This is a genomic window from Dinoroseobacter sp. S375, from assembly GCF_049800775.1.
GTDB lineage: Bacteria > Pseudomonadota > Alphaproteobacteria > Rhodobacterales > Rhodobacteraceae > Dinoroseobacter.
Window position 1 is genome coordinate 20,198 of sequence record NZ_JBNAFR010000002.1, and the last position, 17,563, is coordinate 37,760.

The following is a 17,563-nucleotide window of genomic DNA, read 5'->3' on the forward strand; positions in this document are numbered from 1 at the left end:
GGCTCAGAAGGGCAGTTTCATGCCTTCGGGCAGGTTCAGCCCCTCGGTGACCTTGGCCATCTCTTCGCGGCCCTTGTCGAGCGCCTTGGCCTGGGCGTCCTTGATCGCGGCGAGGATTAGGTCCTCGGCGACTTCCTTTTCCTCGGGATTGAAGATCGATGGATCGATATCCAGCCCGGTCAGCTCGCCCTTGGCGGTGGCGGTGGCCTTGACCAGCCCCGCGCCGCTCTCGCCGGTGACGATCATCGTCGCGAGGTTTTCCTGCATCTCTGCCATCTTGGCCTGCATGTCCTGCGCCTGCTTCATGACCTTGGCCATGTCGCCAAGCTGTCCCAACCCTTTGAGCATTGTGAGGTTCCTTTCCGGTATCAGTCGTCTTCGAAGGGGTCCCATTCATCCTCGACCTCCGGCAGCGCCTCGATGGCGGCTTCCTGGGCCAGATCGGAATGGGAGCGAATTTCAGTGATCTTGGCCTTGGGGAAGGCCGCGAATACGGCGGCCACCATCGGATGCGCGAGGGCGGCCTTTTCCTGTTCGAGCTTTTCCGCGTCGCGGGTCTCGGCAATGGTCGGCGCGTCGGCCTCGGAGACAACGCTCACCGCCCAGCGGACCCCGGTCCATGTCTGGAGCCGTTGCGCGAGCCGCGGGGCGAGATCGCGCGGCGCGCTCTCGGTCGGGGCAAACTCGATCCGTCCGGGGCTGTAGGAGGCAAGGCGCAGGCCGCCTTCGATCTCGACCAGCAGTTTGACGTCCCGGCGGGTGCGGATCAGTTCGACCACATCCTGAAATCGGCCATACCGGGCAAGGGCGTCCTCGGCGGGGGCGGCCATGGCCAGTGCGGGACCGGCGGCCCCCTGCGCGCTGACCCCACCCCCGGCGGGGGCCGCGCCGCCCTGTTGCGTGCGGGCGCGGGCCGTGGTGCCGCCACCGCCCTGCGGGGCGGGCGCACCGCCGCCTGCGGGCCCCGGGGGCACCGGCGTGTTCTGCAGCTTGCGCACCAGATCCTCGGGGGAGGGCAGGTCGGCCACATGGGTCAGCCGGATGATCGCCATTTCGGCGGCCATCATGGCGTTGGGGCTGATCGCAACCTCCTCCAGCGCCTTGAGCAGCATCTGCCACATCCGCGTCATGGCCCGCATGGGCAGGGCCTCGGCGGCGGCCTGTCCCCGGGCGCGTTCATCGGGGCTGACCGTGGGGTCCTCGGCGGCTTCGGGCGTGATCTTGATGACCGAGACCCAGTGGGTGACCTCGGCCAGATCCCGCAGCACCGCCATCGGGTCGGCCCCGTCGGAATATTGGGCCGAGAGTTCGGTCAAGGCGCCCGCCGCATCGCCGCGCATCACCAGATCAAAGAGGTCCATCACCCGTCCGCGATCCGCCAGCCCCAGCATCGCTCGGACCTGCTCGGCCGTGGTCTCGCCCGCGCCATGGCTGATCGCCTGATCCAGCAGGCTCATGGCGTCGCGCACCGAGCCTTCGGCGGCCCGGGTGATCAGGGCGAGCGCATCCTCGGCGATCTCGGCCTTTTCCAGATCCGAGATCCGGCGCAGATGGGCGATCATCACCTCCGGCTCGATCCGGCGCAGGTCGAACCGCTGGCACCGGCTGAGCACGGTGACGGGGACCTTGCGGATCTCGGTGGTGGCGAAAATGAATTTCACATGGGCGGGGGGCTCTTCGAGCGTCTTGAGCAGCGCGTTGAACGCACTGGTCGAGAGCATGTGCACCTCGTCGATGATGAAGATCTTGTAGCGCGCCGAGGCCGGGGCGTAATGCACCGAATCGAGGACATTGGCGCGGATGTCGTCGATCTTGGTCTGGCTCGCGCCATCCATCTCGATCACGTCCACATGCTGGCCCGCCATGATGCCCCGGCAATTGTCGCATTGCCCGCAGGGATCCGTGGTCGGCCCGCCCGCGCCATCGGGGCCGGTGCAGTTCATGCCCTTGGCGATGATCCGCGCCGTGGTGGTCTTCCCGGTGCCGCGAATGCCGGTCATCATGAAGGCCTGGGCGATCCGGTCCGCCTGAAACGCATTGCGCAGGGTCCGGACCATGGCGTCCTGTCCGATCAGGTCTGCAAAGGTTGCCGGACGGTATTTCCGCGCCAGCACCTGATAGCCGTTCTCGTCGGTCTCGCTCATATCGCCCCGTCTGACTCGCCCACGCCGCAAGGTAGGCGGGCGCAGGGCCGAGGTCCAGCGCCGTGGCCCATTCCGGACGTCGCGGTCGCCCGGGGGGCCGCATTCGGGGCGTTTGCAGGCCGGCGCGGTGGGCGCGCGCGCTGAACATCGGCGAAAGGGGGAGAGGTGAGAGGCTGGACAACGACCCAAGCGGGGCTCGTTACGGCTGCTTCCTTCCGGATCTGACCGGGTTGGCGAGGCGCTCGCCCGCGCCAACCTCTCGAGCGGGTATATACGGATCCCAAGCCCCTGCCGCAAGAGGGTGTTCCGCGCGGGCAATTGTGTGTCGCGGGCAGACATGGCAAGGATCGGGAACCCCATTGGAAGGCCCCCCGCATGCCCTTTGAAGATCAGATCACCTTTGGAACCTCCGGCCTTGACCGCGCGGCCCATCTGCGGGGCGATGCCGAGGCGCTGGCCCGGCTGGCGGCGGACCCGGCGGCGCGGTCTTTCGCCTTCTGGCGCGGCAAGCCCCTGATCGGCCCCGACGGGCTCGTTGCGCTGCCGTTGGTGCATCCGGTCTTTGCAACGGCGACCGAGGCCCCGATTTTCCTCGGGCTCGACGAGGCGGGGCCGCGCTTTGCCCGGGATCTCTCGGGCTGGGAGCCGCCGGAGCCCACGGGCGAGCTCGACAGCTTTCTCGATCGCAGCGAGCAGCAGCATCCGGACCTGCCCGAGGGCGAGGTTTTTGCCGAGCTGCGCGGGATCATGACCCGGCTCACCCGGCGCGAGGCGGAGTTCGCGGCCTCTGCCCGGCAGGTGATGGAATGGCACCGGACCCACAGCTTTTGTTCCATGTGCGGGACGGCCTCCGAGGTGACTATGGGCGGTTGGCAGCGCCAGTGCCCGTCCTGCGGGCGGCATCACTTCCCGCGCACGGACCCGGTGGTGATCATGCTCATCACCCATGGCAACAAGGTGCTTCTGGGCCGTTCGCCCGGCTGGCCCGAGGGGATGTATTCCCTGCTGGCGGGGTTCATCGAGCCCGGCGAGACCATGGAGGCCGCCGTGCGCCGCGAAGTGTTCGAAGAGGCGGGTGTCCGTGTCGGCGCAGTGCGCTATCTCGCATCGCAGCCCTGGCCCTATCCGGCGTCGCTCATGATGGGATGCGCGGGCGAGGCGATCAGCGAGGAGATCACGATTGATCCCGTCGAGATCGAGGATGCGATCTGGATGAGCCGCGAAGAACTCTTGCAGGTCTTCATGGGCGCGCATCCCAAGATGCGCGAGCCGCGCAAGGGCGCGATTGCCCATAGCCTGCTGACGGCCTGGCTGTCGGATCGGGCGGGCGACTGACGAGAACGGAGACAGAGGACGCGATGCAGTTCAAAGCCTCAGAGGTGGTGACCGGCCCGGTCGAGGATGTGTTCGCAGGGCTCAGCGACATGGCCCATTACGAGCGGATGGCGCTGGAAAACGGGATCGAGGTCAAGCGGCTCGACAAGCTGCCGCGCCCGGGGCCCGGCATGCGCTGGCAGATCCCGTTTCGGGCCCGGGGACGCGACCGGATCGCCGAGATGACGCTCGTGACGCTCCATGCGCCGCAGAAGATGCGGTTCGAAGGGGCGGTGCAGGGGCTGCAATTCGAGGTCGATGTTTTGGCCGAGGCGCTGGACCCGAATGCCACCGAGATCACCGTGGCGACCAAGACGCGGGCCAAGTCGATCACCGCCAAGGTCCTGTTGCAATCCATGAAACTGGCCCGGGACAGTCTGAACAAGGGTTACCGCCAGCGGGTGCGCAAGGCGCTGCGTCAGCTCGAAGACCGGCTCCACGCCGGGGGCTAGGGTGGGGCGGCCCCTGCGGGCCCGCCGCGCTCAGTCGCGCCGCAGATCCGCCGGGTAGACGCCCAGAATTTCCAGCCGCGAGGTGAAATAGCCCAGTTCTTCGAGGGCGAGCTGGACATTCTTGTCCTCCGGATGGCCCTCGATATCCGCATAGAACTGGGTCGCGGTGAAGGAGCCGCCGACCATGTAGCTCTCGAGCTTGGTCATGTTGATGCCGTTGGTCGCGAACCCGCCCATCGCCTTGTAAAGCGCGGCGGGGATGTTGCGCACCTCGAAGACGAAAGAGGTGATCATCTTGCCCGGGCCCCGCCGGGACAGGTTCATCTCGGGGGCCATGATCAGGAACCGGGTGGTGTTGTTGTCATGGTCCTCGATATGGCGCGCCAGCACGTCCAGCCCGTAGATCTCGCCCGCAAGTTCCGAGGCTAGCGCGGCCTGGGCCGGATCGCCGGTCTGGGCGACCTGCATCGCGGATCCGGCCGTGTCCGCACCGGTCACCGCGTGGATCCCGTGCTCTTGCAGGAAGGCGCGGCACTGGCCAAGCAGCACCGTATGGCTCTGGGCCGAGCGGACCTGGTCCAGCGTCGTGCCGGGCACGGCCAGCAGGTTGATATGCACACGCACGAAGGCTTCTTCGATGATATGGAGCCCGCTTTCAGGCAACAGACGGTGGATATCGGCGACCCGGCCATAGGTCGAATTCTCCACCGGGAGCATGCCCAGCTCGCAGGTCCCGTCATGCACGGCGGCAAAGACATCCTCGAAGGTCCGGCAGGGAACGGCTTCGGCGTCGGGGCGGGCATCGTGGCAGGCCTGGTGCGAATAGGCGCCGGGTTCCCCCTGAAATGCGATTTTGACTGTCATGGCGGGCCTCTGTCAGACGCCCGGCCAAGGTTCAGTCGGGCGTTTGGTCGCGGTATCTATACCTTGCCCTCGGGGAGGGGAAGCCATAGTTACCGTGCAAATCTTGCAGCTGGTGGTAGCAACATGTTCGATACTATGACGATGACAAAGGTTGTGGGTGGCTTCTGCGGCGCGCTCCTCGTGTTCCTGTTGGGCAGTTGGGCGGGCGGAATCCTCTACGGCACCTATGGTGGCGGCCACGGGGATGACCACGCCCAGGCTTATTCCATCGATACAGGTGAGAGCGACGCCGTCGTCGAAGAAGTCGTCGAAATCCCCTTTGCCGAGGTGTATGCCGCTGCCGATGCCGGCGCGGGCGAGCGCCTGTGGCGCCAGTGCCAGGCCTGCCACAAGCTGGAGCCGGGCGCGAATGGCGTTGGCCCCTACCTGCACGGCATCGTTGGCCGGCCCAAGCACGCCGCTGACGGTTATTCCTATTCCGACGGCCTGCTGGCCACGACCGGCGACTGGTCCCCGGAAAACCTCAGCTCGTTCATCGAGAACCCGAAGGAATACGCCCCGGGCACCAAGATGGCCTATCGCGGCATGGGCAAGGCCGAGGATCGCGCCAACCTGATCGCCTATCTGGCCACGTTCCAGTAACGCAGCCACAGGTTCACAATGCCGGAGGCCGCCGCAAGGCGGCCTCTTTTTTTGTGGCCGCCGGGACTCCGTTTTTTGTTTTTTGCTCGCGGCGGCATACTTCCTCGTGAAATGCAGGTGAGAAGGCTTGAAAGACCCGCGCGCGGCTCTTTAGCTTTAAGGACGGGCACGCCAGTGCCGCCATTGACACGTTCAGGAGGACATTCATGCGACATGCCAAGGCGCCCACCGGCGAGGTGACATCCCCAACTGACAGCCTCTCGCGCTGGACCGCTCCGCTTGCGCTGGGCACCGCGATGGCGCTGGCCGCGCTGCCGGCGCAGGCCGAGATGATCACCGCCCATGGCATTTCCACCTTTGGCGATTTGAAATACGCCGCCGATTTCCCGCATCTGGATTACGTGAACCCGGACGCGCCCAAAGGGGGCGAGATCTCGGTCTGGGCCTTCGGGTCCTTCGATTCCATGAACCCCTACACGCTCAAGGGGCGTGCGGCGGGTCTGTCCTCGGTGTTTTTCGAAAGCCTGATGGCAGGCACCGCCGACGAGATCGGCGCGGTCTATTGCCTGCTCTGCGAGACGATCAGCTATCCCGAGGACCGCTCGGAGGTGACCTTCACCCTGCGCGAGGGCATCACCTTCTCCGATGGCTCCCCCCTGAATGCCAGCGACGTGGTTTTCTCCTATGATCTGCTGCTGACCAAGGGCCTGCCCTCTTTCCGCGCGCAGCTTGCCCAGAAGGTCGAGAGCGCCGAGGCGCTGGATGACCGCACGGTGCGCTTTGTCTTCAAGCAGGACATCCCGACCCGCGACCTGATCTCGGATGTGGGCGCGCTGCCGGTCTTCTCCGAGGCGTTCTACACCGAGAACGACCGCGATTTCGAAGAGACCTCGCTGGAGCCTCTGCTGGGCTCGGGGCCTTACGTGCTGGGGCGGATGGATGTGGGCCAGACCGTGGTCTACACCCGCGACACGGATTACTGGGGCGCGGATCTGCCGCTCAATATCGGGCGGAACAATTTCGACGCCATCCGGATCGAGTATTACGCCGACTACAACGCCGCGTTCGAGGGCTTCAAGGGCGGCACCTATACCTTCCGAAACGAGGCCTCGTCCAAGATCTGGGCCACGGGCTATGACTTTCCCGCCATTCAGGAGGGCTCGGTGATCAAGGCCGAGCTGCCAAATGGTGCCAAGGCCACGGGCCAGGCCTGGGTGTTCAACCTGCGCCGCCCGCAATTCCAGGATCCCCGCGTCCGCGAGGCCTTGGGCATGATGTTCAACTTCGAATGGTCGAACGAGACGCTGTTCTATGGCATCTACGACTACGTCGACAGCTTCTGGGACAATTCCGAGCTGGAGGCGACAGGCCTGCCCAGCGAGGGCGAGATCGCCCTGTTGCAGCCGCTGGTCGATGACGGGCTTCTGGATGCGAGCATCCTGACCTCCGAGCCGTTCAGCTTCCCGCGTTCAGGCGCGCGGCAGCTCGACCGGGGCAACCTGCGCGCTGCCTCGCGCCTGCTCGACGAGGCCGGATGGGAGGTGGGCGATGACGGGCTGCGCCGCAAGGATGGTGAGGTGCTGTCCATCGAGTTCCTCAATGACAGCCAGACCTTCGACCGGGTGATCAACCCCTATGTGGAAAACCTCAAGCGGCTCGGCGTCGATGCCCGCCATACGCGGATCGACAATGCGCAGATGACCCTGCGCGAGCGCCCGCCCTCTTATGATTTCGACATCGTGACTGCGTTCATGTCCACCGACTACATCCCGGGCAGCAACCTGCGGCAGTTCTACGGCTCCGAGACCGCGGACACCTCGACCTTCAACAAGATGGGCATCCAGTCCGAAGCGATCGACCGGATGATCAACGTGGTGCTCGACGCCCAAAGCCAGGAGGAGCTGACCACCGCCGTCCACGCGCTCGACCGGGTGCTGCGGGCCGAGAAGTTCTGGGTGCCGCAGTGGAACAAGAACACCCATACGGTCGCCTATTACGACATGTATGAGCATCCCGAGACCCTGCCGCCCTTCGCGCTGGGCAATCTGGATTTCTGGTGGTTCAACGCCGAGAAGGCCGAGGCCCTGCGGGCCAAGGGCGCGCTGTAACCCCATGGGAGCCTATATCCTGCGCCGTCTGGCGCTGATCATTCCGACCCTGTTCGGCATCATGCTGATCAATTTCGCGCTGACCCAGTTCGTGCCCGGCGGCCCGGTGGAACAGGTGCTGGCCCAGCTCGATGGCGGCGGCGACGTGTTCCAGAACATCGCCGGCGGCGGAGATGCCGGTGGGGATGTGGGCGCGGGGGCAAGTGCCACGGGCGATGACCGTTATCTCGGCTCGCGCGGACTGCCCCCTGAATTCATCGCCGAGCTTGAGGCGCAGTTCGGGTTCGACAAGCCGCCCCATATCCGCTTTCTGAACATGATGTGGGACTACATGCGCTTCGATTTCGGCGAGAGCTATTTCCGCTCGATCAGCGTTGTGGATCTGGTCATCGAAAAAATGCCGGTCTCGATCACGCTCGGGCTCTGGTCCACGCTGATCGCCTATCTGGTCTCGATCCCCTTGGGCATCCGCAAGGCGGTCCGGGACGGGTCGAGCTTTGATACATGGACCTCTGGCCTGATCATCGTGGCCTATGCCATCCCGGGGTTCCTCTTCGCGATCCTGCTGCTGGTCCTGTTCGCCGGGGGCTCGTATTTCCAGTGGTTCCCGCTGCGCGGCCTGACCTCGGACAATTTCGACGAGCTGAGCGCGCTCGGCAAGGTGGGTGACTACCTGTGGCACATCACGCTGCCGGTGCTGGCCTCGACCATCTCGGCCTTTGCCACGCTGACGCTGCTGACCAAGAACAGCTTCCTCGATGAGATCAAGAAGCAATACGTGATCACCGCCAAGGCCAAGGGGCTGGGCGAAAGCCAGGTGCTCTACGGGCATGTGTTCCGCAACGCCATGCTGATCGTCATCGCGGGCTTTCCGGCGGTGTTCGTGTCGGTCTTTTTCGGCGGCTCGTTGATCATCGAGACGATCTTCAGTCTCGACGGGTTGGGCCGCATGGGCTTCGAGGCGGCCGTGGCGCGGGATTATCCGGTGATCTTCGGCACGCTCTTCGTGTTCGGCCTGATCGGGCTCCTGATGGGGCTGGTCTCGGACCTGATGTATGTGTGGATCGATCCGCGGATCGATTTCGCCTCGCGGGAGACATAGAATGGCCCTCGCAGAAGACACCCGTCCCGATGACGCGTCGCCCACAGGTCCCGTGGTCGCGCCGGAAAAGAAATCCCGTTTCGGCCTGTCGCCCCTCGGCCAGCGCCGCTGGCGGAACTTCAAGGCGAACCGCCGGGCCTATTGGTCCCTGATCCTGTTCGGTGCGCTTTTCATCCTGTCGCTCTTTGCCGAGCTGATCGCGAACGACAAGCCGATCATCGTCAGCTATCAGGGCGAGCTGCACTTCCCGGTGACCCAGTTCTACCCCGAGACCGCCTTTGGCGGCGATTTCCGCACTGAGGCGGTCTACCGCGATGCGGAGGTGCAATGCCTGATCATCTCCGGCGGGCTGGAGGATTGCTTCGACGACCCGGACGGCATCATCGAAGATGCGCAGGATGGCGAGGTCGGCGGGGTCGAGATCGACAAGGGCTGGCTGCTCTGGCCGCTGATCCCCTACAGCTATGACACGATCAATGACATTCAGGGGACAGCCCCCTCGGCGCCGGATGCGAACCACTGGCTGGGCACCGATGACACGGCCCGCGATGTGCTGGCCCGGGTGATCTACGGGTTCCGGCTGTCGGTGGCGTTTGCGCTGGTGGTGACTTTCCTGACCTCGGTGATCGGGATCTCCGCCGGCGCGATTCAGGGCTATTTCGGTGGCCTCACGGACCTGATCTTTCAGCGGATCATCGAGCTTTGGGGGGCGACGCCGAGCCTCTATATCATCATCATCGTGGCGGCGATCTTCCAGATGAATTTCTGGCTTCTGGTGTTCCTCATGGTGCTCTTTGGCTGGACGGCGCTGGTGGGCGTGGTGCGCGCCGAGTTCCTGCGCGCGCGCAATTTCGAATATGTCCGCGCGGCCCGGGCGCTGGGGGTGTCCAACGCCAAGATCATGTTCCGCCATGTGCTGCCCAACGCGATGGTGGCCACGGTCACCATGCTACCCTTCATCGTCACGGGCACCGTAGGCTCGCTGGCCACGCTCGACTTCCTCGGCTTCGGCCTGCCATCCTCGGCGCCGTCCCTGGGCGAGCTGACCCTGCAGGCCAAGCAGAACCTGCAGGCCCCGTGGCTCGGCTTCACGGCCTTCTTCACCTTCGCGATCATGCTGTCGCTGATGGTGTTCGTCTTCGAGGGCATCCGCGACGCCTTTGACCCCAGAAAGACCTTCTCATGAGCGATGCAGTCCTTCAGGTGCGCGACCTGCGCGTGGCCTTCCGGCAGGACGGGCAGCTTTCCGAGGCGGTCAAGGGCGTCAGCTTCGACGTGGCCAATGGCGAGACCGTGGCGCTGGTGGGCGAAAGCGGTTCGGGCAAATCCGTCACCGCGCTGAGCACCGTCTCGCTTCTGCCCGAGGCCGCCGAGGTGTCGGGCTCGATCCAGTATGGCGGCCGCGAGATGGTCGGCACGCCCGAGGCCGAGCTGCGCAAGGTACGCGGCAACTCGGTGAGCTTCATCTTTCAGGAGCCCATGACCTCGCTCAACCCGCTTCACCCGCTGGAAAAGCAGATCACCGAGAGCCTGACCCTGCATCAAGGGCTGACCGGGGATGCGGCCCGGGCCCGGGTGATCGACCTGCTCGAAAAGGTCGGGATCCGTGATGCCGAGAGCCGTCTGGGGGCCTATCCGCACCAGCTCTCGGGGGGGCAGCGGCAGCGCGTGATGATCGCCATGGCGCTGGCCAACGGGCCGCATCTGCTGATCGCGGATGAGCCGACCACGGCGCTCGACGTGACGATCCAGGCGCAGATCCTCGATCTTCTGGCGGAACTCAAGGCCTCCGAGGGGATGAGCCTGCTGTTTATCACCCATGACCTGACCATTGTGCGGCGGATCGCGGACCGGGTCTGCGTGATGCAGGGCGGCGAGATTGTCGAGACCGGCCCCACGGCCGAGATCTTTGCCAATCCGCAGCACCCCTATACCCGCAAACTGCTGGCGGCTGAGCCCTCGGGGCAGCCCGACCCGGTGCCCGAGGCCGCGCCGGTCGTGGCCGAGACCCAGAACCTCAAGGTCTGGTTTCCGATCCAGCGCGGCATCCTGCGCCGCACCGTGGGCCATGTGAAGGCCGTGAACGACGCCACGCTTGACGTGCGCGCGGGCGAGACCCTCGGCATTGTCGGCGAGAGCGGGTCGGGCAAGACGACCCTTGCCCTGGCGATCCTGCGGCTGATCTCGTCCGAGGGGCAGATCGTCTATGCGGGCGAGAACATCCAGGGCTGGAAATCGCGGGAGCTGCGCCGGCTGCGCAAGGACATGCAGGTGGTGTTTCAGGACCCCTATGGCAGTCTCAGCCCGCGCCTGACCATTGCCCAGATCATTGCCGAAGGGCTCGGCGTTCACGGCAATCCCGATGGCCGCGACCCGCGGGAGCTGGTGGCGGAGATCCTCGTAGAGGTCGGGCTCGATCCGACGATGATGGACCGGTATCCGCATGAGTTCTCGGGCGGGCAGCGGCAGCGGATCGCGATTGCCCGGGCGATGATCCTGCGGCCCAAGCTGGTGGTGCTGGACGAGCCGACCTCGGCGCTGGACATGACCGTGCAGGTGCAGATCGTCGAGCTTCTGCGCGAGCTGCAACGGAAATACGGGCTGGCTTACATCTTCATCAGCCACGACCTGAAGGTCGTGCGGGCACTGAGCCACAAGGTGATCGTGATGAAGCAAGGCGATGTGGTCGAGATGGGCGAAGGCACCCAGATTTTCGAGCAACCGAGCTCGGATTACACCAAGGAATTGCTGGCAGCGGCCTTCATGGATCGCGGGGCGGCCTGACCCAGAGGGTCAGGCCGGTCGCGAGGGCTCGGGCAGGGAGGAGCGCCCGTCCCTCGTATCAGGTCGCGATCGAGTGGCTGCCCGCGGGGGCCTCGTAGCCGTCGAAGGCGCGCGCGATCATCCGTGTCAGGGGCTGCGCCCGTTGCGGAACGGTCAGGGTGAGCCGCTCGCGATCCGCGAGGACCATGCCCTCGAACTGATCGACGGCGTTCTGGAACATCTCCCACAACCGGGCCTCGGTCACGGCGAACTCCTGCAATAGCGCTTTCCCGTCGATCCGGAAATCGCACATGACCATCTCGATCATCCGCGCCCGGAGCAGATCGTCCCCGGCAAAGCCGTGGCCCCGGGCCGTGGCGAATTGCCCGGCGCGGATGGCTTTCTGGTACTGGGCCGTGCCGCTGGCGTTCTGCGCATAGCCTTGCGGGAACCGCGAGATCGCCGAGGCGCCGAGCCCGATCAGAACCGAGGCCGTATCATCCGTGTAGCCCTGGAAGTTCCGGCGCAGTTTGCCGTCCTGCGCCGCCCGCGCCAGCCCGTCCGAGGCATGGGCGAAATGGTCGATGCCGATCTCGGCGTAATTGTCCCAGCGGAACAGCCGCCGCGCGGTATCAAAGAGCTCCAGCCGGGCTTCGGGGGTCGGCAGGGCCTCATTCGGGATCAGGTTCTGCCGCCGCGCCATCCAGGGCACATGGGCATAGCCATAGAGCGCCACACGGTCGGGCTGCAACGACAGCAGCTTTTGCACCGAGTCGGTGATCTTGGCGCCGGTCTGGAAGGGCAGGCCGTAGAGGATATCGGTGTTCAGGCTCAGGATGCCGCGCGCCCGCAGGCCCAGCACCGTCGCCTCGGTCACCTCGAAGCTTTGCTCCCGGCCGATCGCCTTCTGGATTTCGGGGTCGAAATCCTGCACCCCGATGGAGGCGCGATTCATCCCCGCAGCGGCCAGCGCGTCGAGCCGGGCCTCATCAATCTCGTTCGGATCGATCTCGACCGAGAATTCGGCGGTCTCGGTGCGCGGTGCCACGTCGAACATGGCCGCGGCCAAATCGCGCATCATGTCCGGTTTCAGCAGGGTCGGCGTGCCGCCACCCCAGTGGATCCGGGACAGGCGTACCCCCTCGGGCAGGGCCTGCCGGAGCATCGCGATTTCGGCCTTGAGCGTCTCGACATAGGCGCGCACGGGCTCGTCATTCTGCGTGCCCTGGGTCCTGCAGGCGCAGAACCAGCACAGGCGCCGACAAAACGGAACATGCGCATAGAGCGAGATCTCGGTGCCCGGCGCAATGCCGGAGACCCAATCGGTGAAGTGCGCTGCCGAGACCGTTTTCGAAAAATGCGTCGCCGTGGGGTAGCTGGTGTACCGCGGAACGCGAGCGTCAAAAAGGCCCAAGCGCGAAAGTTGCGTTTTGGTGTCCATTCCCCTAGGATGAGCTACCGACCTTCCCGCGTCCTTGACCCAGATCAATCTATGACGGCGACCAGCCAAACCATTCAACTGAATAAGGATTGTTCCGATTGCCCGATCCGGCATCGGGCGGTCTGCGCGCGGTGTGAAACCGACGAGCTCGAGCTGCTCGAGAGCATGAAATACTATCGTGATTTCGAGGCGGGACAGACCATTGTGTGGTCCGGGGATGAGCTGAATTTCGTGGCCTCCGTCGTCGATGGAATCGCATCGCTGAGCCAGACGATGGAGGATGGCCGCCGCCAGATGGTGGGGCTGTTGTTGCCGTCGGATTTCATGGGACGGCCCGGTCGTCGCTATGCGCCCTATGATGTGACGGCGAGCACCAAGGTCACGCTCTGCTGCTTCCGCCGCGGCCCGTTCGAGCAGATGATGAACTCGACCCCCCATGTCGCGCAGCGCCTGCTGGAGATGACCCTGGACGAGCTGGATGCGGCGCGGGAGTGGATGCTGCTGCTCGGGCGCAAAACCGCGCGCGAGAAGATCGCCAGCCTGATCGCCATCATCGCCCGCCGGAACGCGGCGATTGCCCAGCATGATCATGCCTCGTCCTTTACCTTCGAGCTGCCCATGACTCGCGAGGCCATGGCCGATTATCTGGGTCTGACCCTTGAGACGGTGAGCCGCCAGGTCTCTGCCCTGAAGCGGGACGGGGTGATCGCCTTGCGCGGCAAGCGCGAAGTCACGATCCCGGATTTCAACCGCCTTCTGGACGAAACAGGCGATGATTCCGATGGCGGCCCGCTGGTCTGACACGGCGCGTTTCGACCCCGGTTCGGCCTGTTCAAAACGCTGAAATCTGACCTTTTCAAGCGTGTAGTGCGCTTGATCCCCGTCAATTTGCCCTCTGTGCATAGCGGACAACCGGTTGCGGAAACGATGTCGCATGGGGGCGCTAACACCCCCGGAAGTGGCGGAAAATCACCTCGAAAATGTCAATAAAATCAGACACCAAGACTGTCAGATATGCGACTTATTGCGGCGGATGCGACTTCTTTTGGCGTCCGTTCGGGATCTTTGACATGGATCAAGGATCCGCTCCGGCATAACCCGCATGTAAATCCCATAATTAACACCGAAGTGTCCCGCGAGTCGGTCACACGAACGGATTAACGAAGGGACGATCAATGTGGGATTACGTTAAAATCGTACTGCTTGGTCTGGTCGCTCTGGCGGCAGCTATCGCTGCCAACTACGCCCGCGATCTGGCCTATCAGGTCCACGCTGTCTTGATCATGGTGATCGCCGGGGGAATGTTTCTCTGGCAGGTGCGTCGCGTCGACGAGCCGAAGACAATCGATACAAGTGAATACATGGACGACGTTGTGCGCTACGGCGTCGTGGCCACGGCCTTCTGGGGCGTTGTGGGATTCCTGGCCGGGACGTTCATCGCGTTTCAGCTGGCCTTCCCCTCGCTCAATTTCGCCTGGGCCGAAGGATACGCGAATTTCGGGCGCCTGAGACCGCTGCACACCAGTGCAGTGATTTTTGCGTTTGGCGGCAACGCCCTGATCTGCACCTCCTTTTACATCGTACAGCGCACCTCCGCGTCGCGCCTCTGGGGCGGCAATCTCGCGTGGTTCGTATTCTGGGGCTACAACCTTTTTATCGTGCTGGCAGCCACCGGCTACCTTCTGGGCGCGACCCAGTCCAAGGAATATGCCGAGCCTGAATGGTATGTGGATCTGTGGCTGACCGTGGTCTGGGTGGCCTATCTGGCGGTCTTCCTCGGCACGGTCATGACCCGCAAGGAAAAGCATATCTACGTGGCGAACTGGTTCCTCCTGAGCTTCATCGTCACCGTTGCGATGCTGCATGTGGTGAACAACCTGTCCCTGCCGGTCTCGATCTTCGGCTCGCGTTCGGTGCAGCTCTTTGCCGGGGTGCAGGACGCCATGACGCAATGGTGGTACGGCCATAACGCGGTGGGCTTCTTCCTGACGGCGGGCTTCCTGGGCATGATGTATTACTTCGTGCCGAAACAGGCCGAACGCCCGGTCTTCAGCTACAAGCTTTCGATCATTCACTTCTGGGCCCTGATCTTCCTGTATATCTGGGCGGGTCCGCACCACCTGCATTACACCGCGCTGCCGGACTGGGCCTCGACCCTCGGCATGGTGTTCTCGATCATCCTGTGGATGCCGAGCTGGGGTGGCATGATCAACGGTCTGATGACGCTCTCGGGCGCCTGGGACAAGCTACGCACCGACCCGGTGATCCGCATGATGGTGATCTCGATCGGCTTTTACGGCATGTCGACCTTTGAGGGTCCGATGATGTCGATCCGTGCCGTGAACTCGCTGAGCCACTACACTGACTGGACCATCGGTCACGTGCATTCCGGCGCGCTTGGCTGGAACGGCATGATCACCTTCGGGGCTCTGTACTTCCTGGTGCCGCGCCTGTGGAACCGTGAGAAGCTCTACAGCCTGTCCATGGTCTCCTGGCACTTCTGGCTCGCCACGATCGGCATCGTTCTCTACGCCTCGGCCATGTGGGTCACCGGCATCATGGAGGGCCTGATGTGGCGCGAAGTGGATGCGCAGGGCTTCCTCGTGAACTCCTTTGCAGACACCGTTTCCGCGAAGTTCCCGATGTATGTGGTCCGTGGTCTGGGCGGGGTTCTGTACCTGGCTGGCGCGATCATCATGTGCCTCAACCTTTGGTGGACTGTGTCCCGTGGCGAAGCGAAGAAAGCTTCCGCCCCGCTCGCAGCCCCCGCTGAATAAGGAGGGACTGACAAATGGCTATTCTTGAAAAGCACAAGGTCCTCGAAAAGAACGCCACGCTGTTGCTGGTCTTCAGCTTCCTCGTGGTCACCATCGGCGGCATCGTCGAGATCGCACCGCTCTTCTACCTGGAGAACACCATCGAGGAAGTGGACGGCATGCGCCCCTACTCCCCGCTGGAGCTGCAGGGACGGGAGATCTACATCCGGGAGGGTTGCTATGTCTGCCACTCCCAGATGATCCGGCCGATGCGCGACGAGGTGGAACGCTATGGACATTACAGCCTCGCGGCTGAGTCCATGTATGACCACCCGTTCCAGTGGGGTTCCAAGCGGACGGGGCCGGACCTCGCCCGTGTGGGCGGTCGCTACTCGGATGACTGGCATGTGGATCACTTGATGGATCCGCAGTCGGTGGTGCCGGAATCGGTGATGCCGAAATACGCCTTCCTCATGGATCGCGAACTGGACGGCAAGTACATCGGCGATCTGCTGAAGGCCCATAAGATGGTGGGCGTGCCCTATACGGACGAGATGCTTGCATCCGCCCGGGCCGACTTCACCGTGCAGGCTGATCCGGACGGAGACTGGGACGACCTCGTCGCCCGCTATCCCAAGGCGCAGACCCGCAACTTCGACGGCCAGCCCGAGCTGACCGAAATGGATGCGCTGGTGGCGTATCTGCAAATGCTCGGAACGCTGGTCGACTTCTCGACCTTCGAAGCCGATGCCAGCCGCTAGGAGACAGTGATATGGAAGATACCTATTCGATCCTGCGGCAGTTCGCAGATAGCTGGATGCTGCTGTTCCTGTTCAGCTTCTTCATCGTGGTGGTCCTCTGGGCCCTGCGTCCGGGGAGCAAGAACACCCACAAGGACGTGGCAAACATCCCGTTTCGTTACGAAGACAAACCCGCCGCGGCCCGATCCGCTGGCCTGCCTGAGGTCAGCGAACGGATCGCCCAGTACCAGGAGGCGCGGCTATGAGTAAAAAACCCGAAGACAAGCAGGACGTGCCGACAACCGGCCATTCCTGGGATGGGATCGAGGAATACGATAACCCGATGCCGCGCTGGTGGCTGTGGACCTTCTACGCGACCATCGTGTGGGGCGTGCTCTATACCATCGCCTATCCGGCCTGGCCGCTGATCAAGGGGGCGACCCCGGGTCTGCTGGGCTTCTCCACCCGCGCAGAAGTCGCCCAGGAGATCGCCGCCTTCGACACGGCCAATGCCGAGCTCGACGCGATGCTGGCCTCGGCCGATCTGACGACGCTGGCGGAGAATGACGAGCTCTATCGTTATGCGGTGTCCGGTGGTGCGGCGGTGTTCCGGTCCTGGTGTTCCCAGTGTCACGGCTCCGGTGCGGCGGGGGCGGTTGGCTACCCGAACCTGCTGGACAATGACTGGCTCTGGGGTGGCACGATCGAGGATATTCAGCTGACGATTGCCCATGGCATTCGCAACGAGAATGACCTGGATGCGCGCTATTCCGAGATGACCGCCTTCGACGAGATCCTGTCGGACGACGAGATCGCCTCGGTGGTGCAATATGTCATGAACTTCTCCGGCACGGCCACGGACGAAACCCTGGTTGCCGCGGGCGAGACCGTGTTCCTCGACAATTGCGCGGCCTGTCACATGGATGATGGCACCGGCGATATCTATGGCGGTGCGCCGAACCTCACGGATGCCATCTGGCTCTATGGGGGCGATGCGGAGACCATCGAACACACCGTGCGCTATTCCCGCTTCGGCGTGATGCCGAGCTGGATCGACCGGTTGTCCGAGGCCGATGTGGCCGCTGTGGCGACCTATGTGCACCAGCTGGGCGGGGGCGAGTAACCCCGACCTGCAATACCATACCTGAGCCGCCGCGCGGCGGCTCGGCCCCGGCAC

16 protein-coding genes and 1 other RNA gene are annotated in these 17,563 nt (G+C 64.1%); 12 read left to right on the plus strand and 5 right to left on the minus strand.

The genetic code is table 11. From position 1 onward, the window contains the following. Positions 1 to 3: 3 nt before the first annotated feature. From ACP150_RS04955 to ffs, 3 genes are all read right to left on the minus strand, one after another. Positions 4 to 348 (minus strand): YbaB/EbfC family nucleoid-associated protein, encoded by a 345-nt coding sequence (locus tag ACP150_RS04955; protein ID WP_424965443.1) that lies wholly within the window; start codon positions 346 to 348, stop codon positions 4 to 6. 20 nt (positions 349 to 368) lie between these two features. Beyond that, positions 369 to 2,144, minus strand: a complete 1,776-nt coding sequence (locus ACP150_RS04960) for a DNA polymerase III subunit gamma/tau (RefSeq protein ID WP_424965444.1) — start codon at positions 2,142 to 2,144, stop codon at positions 369 to 371. A 164-nt stretch (positions 2,145 to 2,308) separates the two neighbouring features. Further along, positions 2,309 to 2,405: signal recognition particle sRNA small type (ffs, locus tag ACP150_RS04965), an RNA gene on the minus strand. A 114-nt stretch (positions 2,406 to 2,519) separates the two neighbouring features. Here ffs and nudC point away from each other — a divergent pair. Together nudC and ACP150_RS04975 are read left to right on the plus strand one after the other, a co-directional pair. Further along, positions 2,520 to 3,479: an NAD(+) diphosphatase gene (gene nudC / locus ACP150_RS04970; RefSeq protein ID WP_424965445.1), complete on the plus strand. Its 960-nt coding sequence runs from the start codon at positions 2,520 to 2,522 to the stop codon at positions 3,477 to 3,479. Between the two features lie 23 nt (positions 3,480 to 3,502). Beyond that, positions 3,503 to 3,970, plus strand: a complete 468-nt coding sequence (locus ACP150_RS04975; RefSeq protein WP_424965446.1) for an SRPBCC family protein — start codon at positions 3,503 to 3,505, stop codon at positions 3,968 to 3,970. 30 nt (positions 3,971 to 4,000) lie between these two features. Here ACP150_RS04975 and ACP150_RS04980 read toward each other — a convergent pair whose 3' ends face one another. Further along, a complete protein-coding gene (locus tag ACP150_RS04980; RefSeq protein WP_424965447.1) occupies positions 4,001 to 4,834 on the minus strand; it encodes a prephenate dehydratase in 834 nt (277 codons plus the stop codon). Between the two features lie 123 nt (positions 4,835 to 4,957). Between ACP150_RS04980 and ACP150_RS04985 the strand changes: the two genes are divergently transcribed. From ACP150_RS04985 to ACP150_RS05005, 5 genes are all read left to right on the plus strand, one after another. Next, positions 4,958 to 5,476: a c-type cytochrome gene (locus ACP150_RS04985; protein ID WP_424965448.1), complete on the plus strand. Its 519-nt coding sequence runs from the start codon at positions 4,958 to 4,960 to the stop codon at positions 5,474 to 5,476. A gap of 206 nt (positions 5,477 to 5,682) precedes the next feature. Then, positions 5,683 to 7,584: an extracellular solute-binding protein gene (locus tag ACP150_RS04990; protein WP_424965449.1), complete on the plus strand. Its 1,902-nt coding sequence runs from the start codon at positions 5,683 to 5,685 to the stop codon at positions 7,582 to 7,584. 4 nt (positions 7,585 to 7,588) lie between these two features. After that, positions 7,589 to 8,686: a microcin C ABC transporter permease YejB gene (locus ACP150_RS04995; protein ID WP_424965450.1), complete on the plus strand. Its 1,098-nt coding sequence runs from the start codon at positions 7,589 to 7,591 to the stop codon at positions 8,684 to 8,686. A 1-nt stretch (position 8,687) separates the two neighbouring features. Next, positions 8,688 to 9,872 carry an ABC transporter permease gene (locus ACP150_RS05000; protein ID WP_424965451.1) on the plus strand — a complete coding sequence of 395 codons (1,185 nt, stop codon included), beginning with the start codon at positions 8,688 to 8,690 and terminating at the stop codon, positions 9,870 to 9,872. Then, positions 9,869 to 11,470, plus strand: coding sequence for an ABC transporter ATP-binding protein (locus tag ACP150_RS05005; protein ID WP_424965452.1), 1,602 nt, complete (start codon positions 9,869 to 9,871; stop codon positions 11,468 to 11,470). Before ACP150_RS05000 ends, ACP150_RS05005 begins: the two co-directional genes overlap by 4 nt. A 58-nt stretch (positions 11,471 to 11,528) precedes the next feature. Here the strand turns inward: ACP150_RS05005 and hemN are convergent, their stop codons facing one another. Continuing rightward, positions 11,529 to 12,890, minus strand: a complete 1,362-nt coding sequence (hemN, locus tag ACP150_RS05010) for an oxygen-independent coproporphyrinogen III oxidase (protein WP_424965453.1) — start codon at positions 12,888 to 12,890, stop codon at positions 11,529 to 11,531. Between the two features lie 51 nt (positions 12,891 to 12,941). Between hemN and fnrL the strand changes: the two genes are divergently transcribed. From fnrL to ccoP, 5 genes are all read left to right on the plus strand, one after another. Then, complete coding sequence (fnrL, locus tag ACP150_RS05015) at positions 12,942 to 13,691, plus strand: transcriptional regulator FnrL (protein ID WP_424965454.1); 750 nt, start codon at positions 12,942 to 12,944, stop codon at positions 13,689 to 13,691. Positions 13,692 to 14,065: 374 nt separating this feature from the next. Then, entirely contained in the window at positions 14,066 to 15,667 is a 1,602-nt protein-coding gene (gene ccoN / locus ACP150_RS05020; protein WP_424965455.1) for a cytochrome-c oxidase, cbb3-type subunit I, read from the plus strand. Between the two features lie 14 nt (positions 15,668 to 15,681). Then, entirely contained in the window at positions 15,682 to 16,407 is a 726-nt protein-coding gene (gene ccoO, locus ACP150_RS05025; protein ID WP_424965456.1) for a cytochrome-c oxidase, cbb3-type subunit II, read from the plus strand. 11 nt (positions 16,408 to 16,418) lie between these two features. Next, positions 16,419 to 16,652 (plus strand): cbb3-type cytochrome oxidase subunit 3, encoded by a 234-nt coding sequence (locus ACP150_RS05030; RefSeq protein ID WP_424965457.1) that lies wholly within the window; start codon positions 16,419 to 16,421, stop codon positions 16,650 to 16,652. Beyond that, positions 16,649 to 17,509, plus strand: coding sequence for a cytochrome-c oxidase, cbb3-type subunit III (gene ccoP / locus ACP150_RS05035; RefSeq protein ID WP_424965458.1), 861 nt, complete (start codon positions 16,649 to 16,651; stop codon positions 17,507 to 17,509). The genes ACP150_RS05030 and ccoP overlap by 4 nt, the downstream gene beginning before the upstream one ends. Positions 17,510 to 17,563: the final 54 nt, after the last annotated feature.

What these genes read in the sequence shown, in the direction of transcription:
- ACP150_RS04955 (WP_424965443.1), bottom strand. Translation starts at nt 348, where the DNA reads ATGCTCAAAGGGTTGGGACAGCTTGGCGACATGGCCAAGGTCATGAAG.
- ACP150_RS04960 (WP_424965444.1), bottom strand. Translation starts at nt 2,144, where the DNA reads ATGAGCGAGACCGACGAGAACGGCTATCAGGTGCTGGCGCGGAAATAC.
- nudC (WP_424965445.1), top strand. Translation starts at nt 2,520, where the DNA reads ATGCCCTTTGAAGATCAGATCACCTTTGGAACCTCCGGCCTTGACCGC.
- ACP150_RS04975 (WP_424965446.1), top strand. Translation starts at nt 3,503, where the DNA reads ATGCAGTTCAAAGCCTCAGAGGTGGTGACCGGCCCGGTCGAGGATGTG.
- ACP150_RS04980 (WP_424965447.1), bottom strand. Translation starts at nt 4,834, where the DNA reads ATGACAGTCAAAATCGCATTTCAGGGGGAACCCGGCGCCTATTCGCAC.
- ACP150_RS04985 (WP_424965448.1), top strand. Translation starts at nt 4,958, where the DNA reads ATGTTCGATACTATGACGATGACAAAGGTTGTGGGTGGCTTCTGCGGC.
- ACP150_RS04990 (WP_424965449.1), top strand. Translation starts at nt 5,683, where the DNA reads ATGCGACATGCCAAGGCGCCCACCGGCGAGGTGACATCCCCAACTGAC.
- ACP150_RS04995 (WP_424965450.1), top strand. Translation starts at nt 7,589, where the DNA reads ATGGGAGCCTATATCCTGCGCCGTCTGGCGCTGATCATTCCGACCCTG.
- ACP150_RS05000 (WP_424965451.1), top strand. Translation starts at nt 8,688, where the DNA reads ATGGCCCTCGCAGAAGACACCCGTCCCGATGACGCGTCGCCCACAGGT.
- ACP150_RS05005 (WP_424965452.1), top strand. Translation starts at nt 9,869, where the DNA reads ATGAGCGATGCAGTCCTTCAGGTGCGCGACCTGCGCGTGGCCTTCCGG.
- hemN (WP_424965453.1), bottom strand. Translation starts at nt 12,890, where the DNA reads ATGGACACCAAAACGCAACTTTCGCGCTTGGGCCTTTTTGACGCTCGC.
- fnrL (WP_424965454.1), top strand. Translation starts at nt 12,942, where the DNA reads ATGACGGCGACCAGCCAAACCATTCAACTGAATAAGGATTGTTCCGAT.
- ccoN (WP_424965455.1), top strand. Translation starts at nt 14,066, where the DNA reads ATGTGGGATTACGTTAAAATCGTACTGCTTGGTCTGGTCGCTCTGGCG.
- ccoO (WP_424965456.1), top strand. Translation starts at nt 15,682, where the DNA reads ATGGCTATTCTTGAAAAGCACAAGGTCCTCGAAAAGAACGCCACGCTG.
- ACP150_RS05030 (WP_424965457.1), top strand. Translation starts at nt 16,419, where the DNA reads ATGGAAGATACCTATTCGATCCTGCGGCAGTTCGCAGATAGCTGGATG.
- ccoP (WP_424965458.1), top strand. Translation starts at nt 16,649, where the DNA reads ATGAGTAAAAAACCCGAAGACAAGCAGGACGTGCCGACAACCGGCCAT.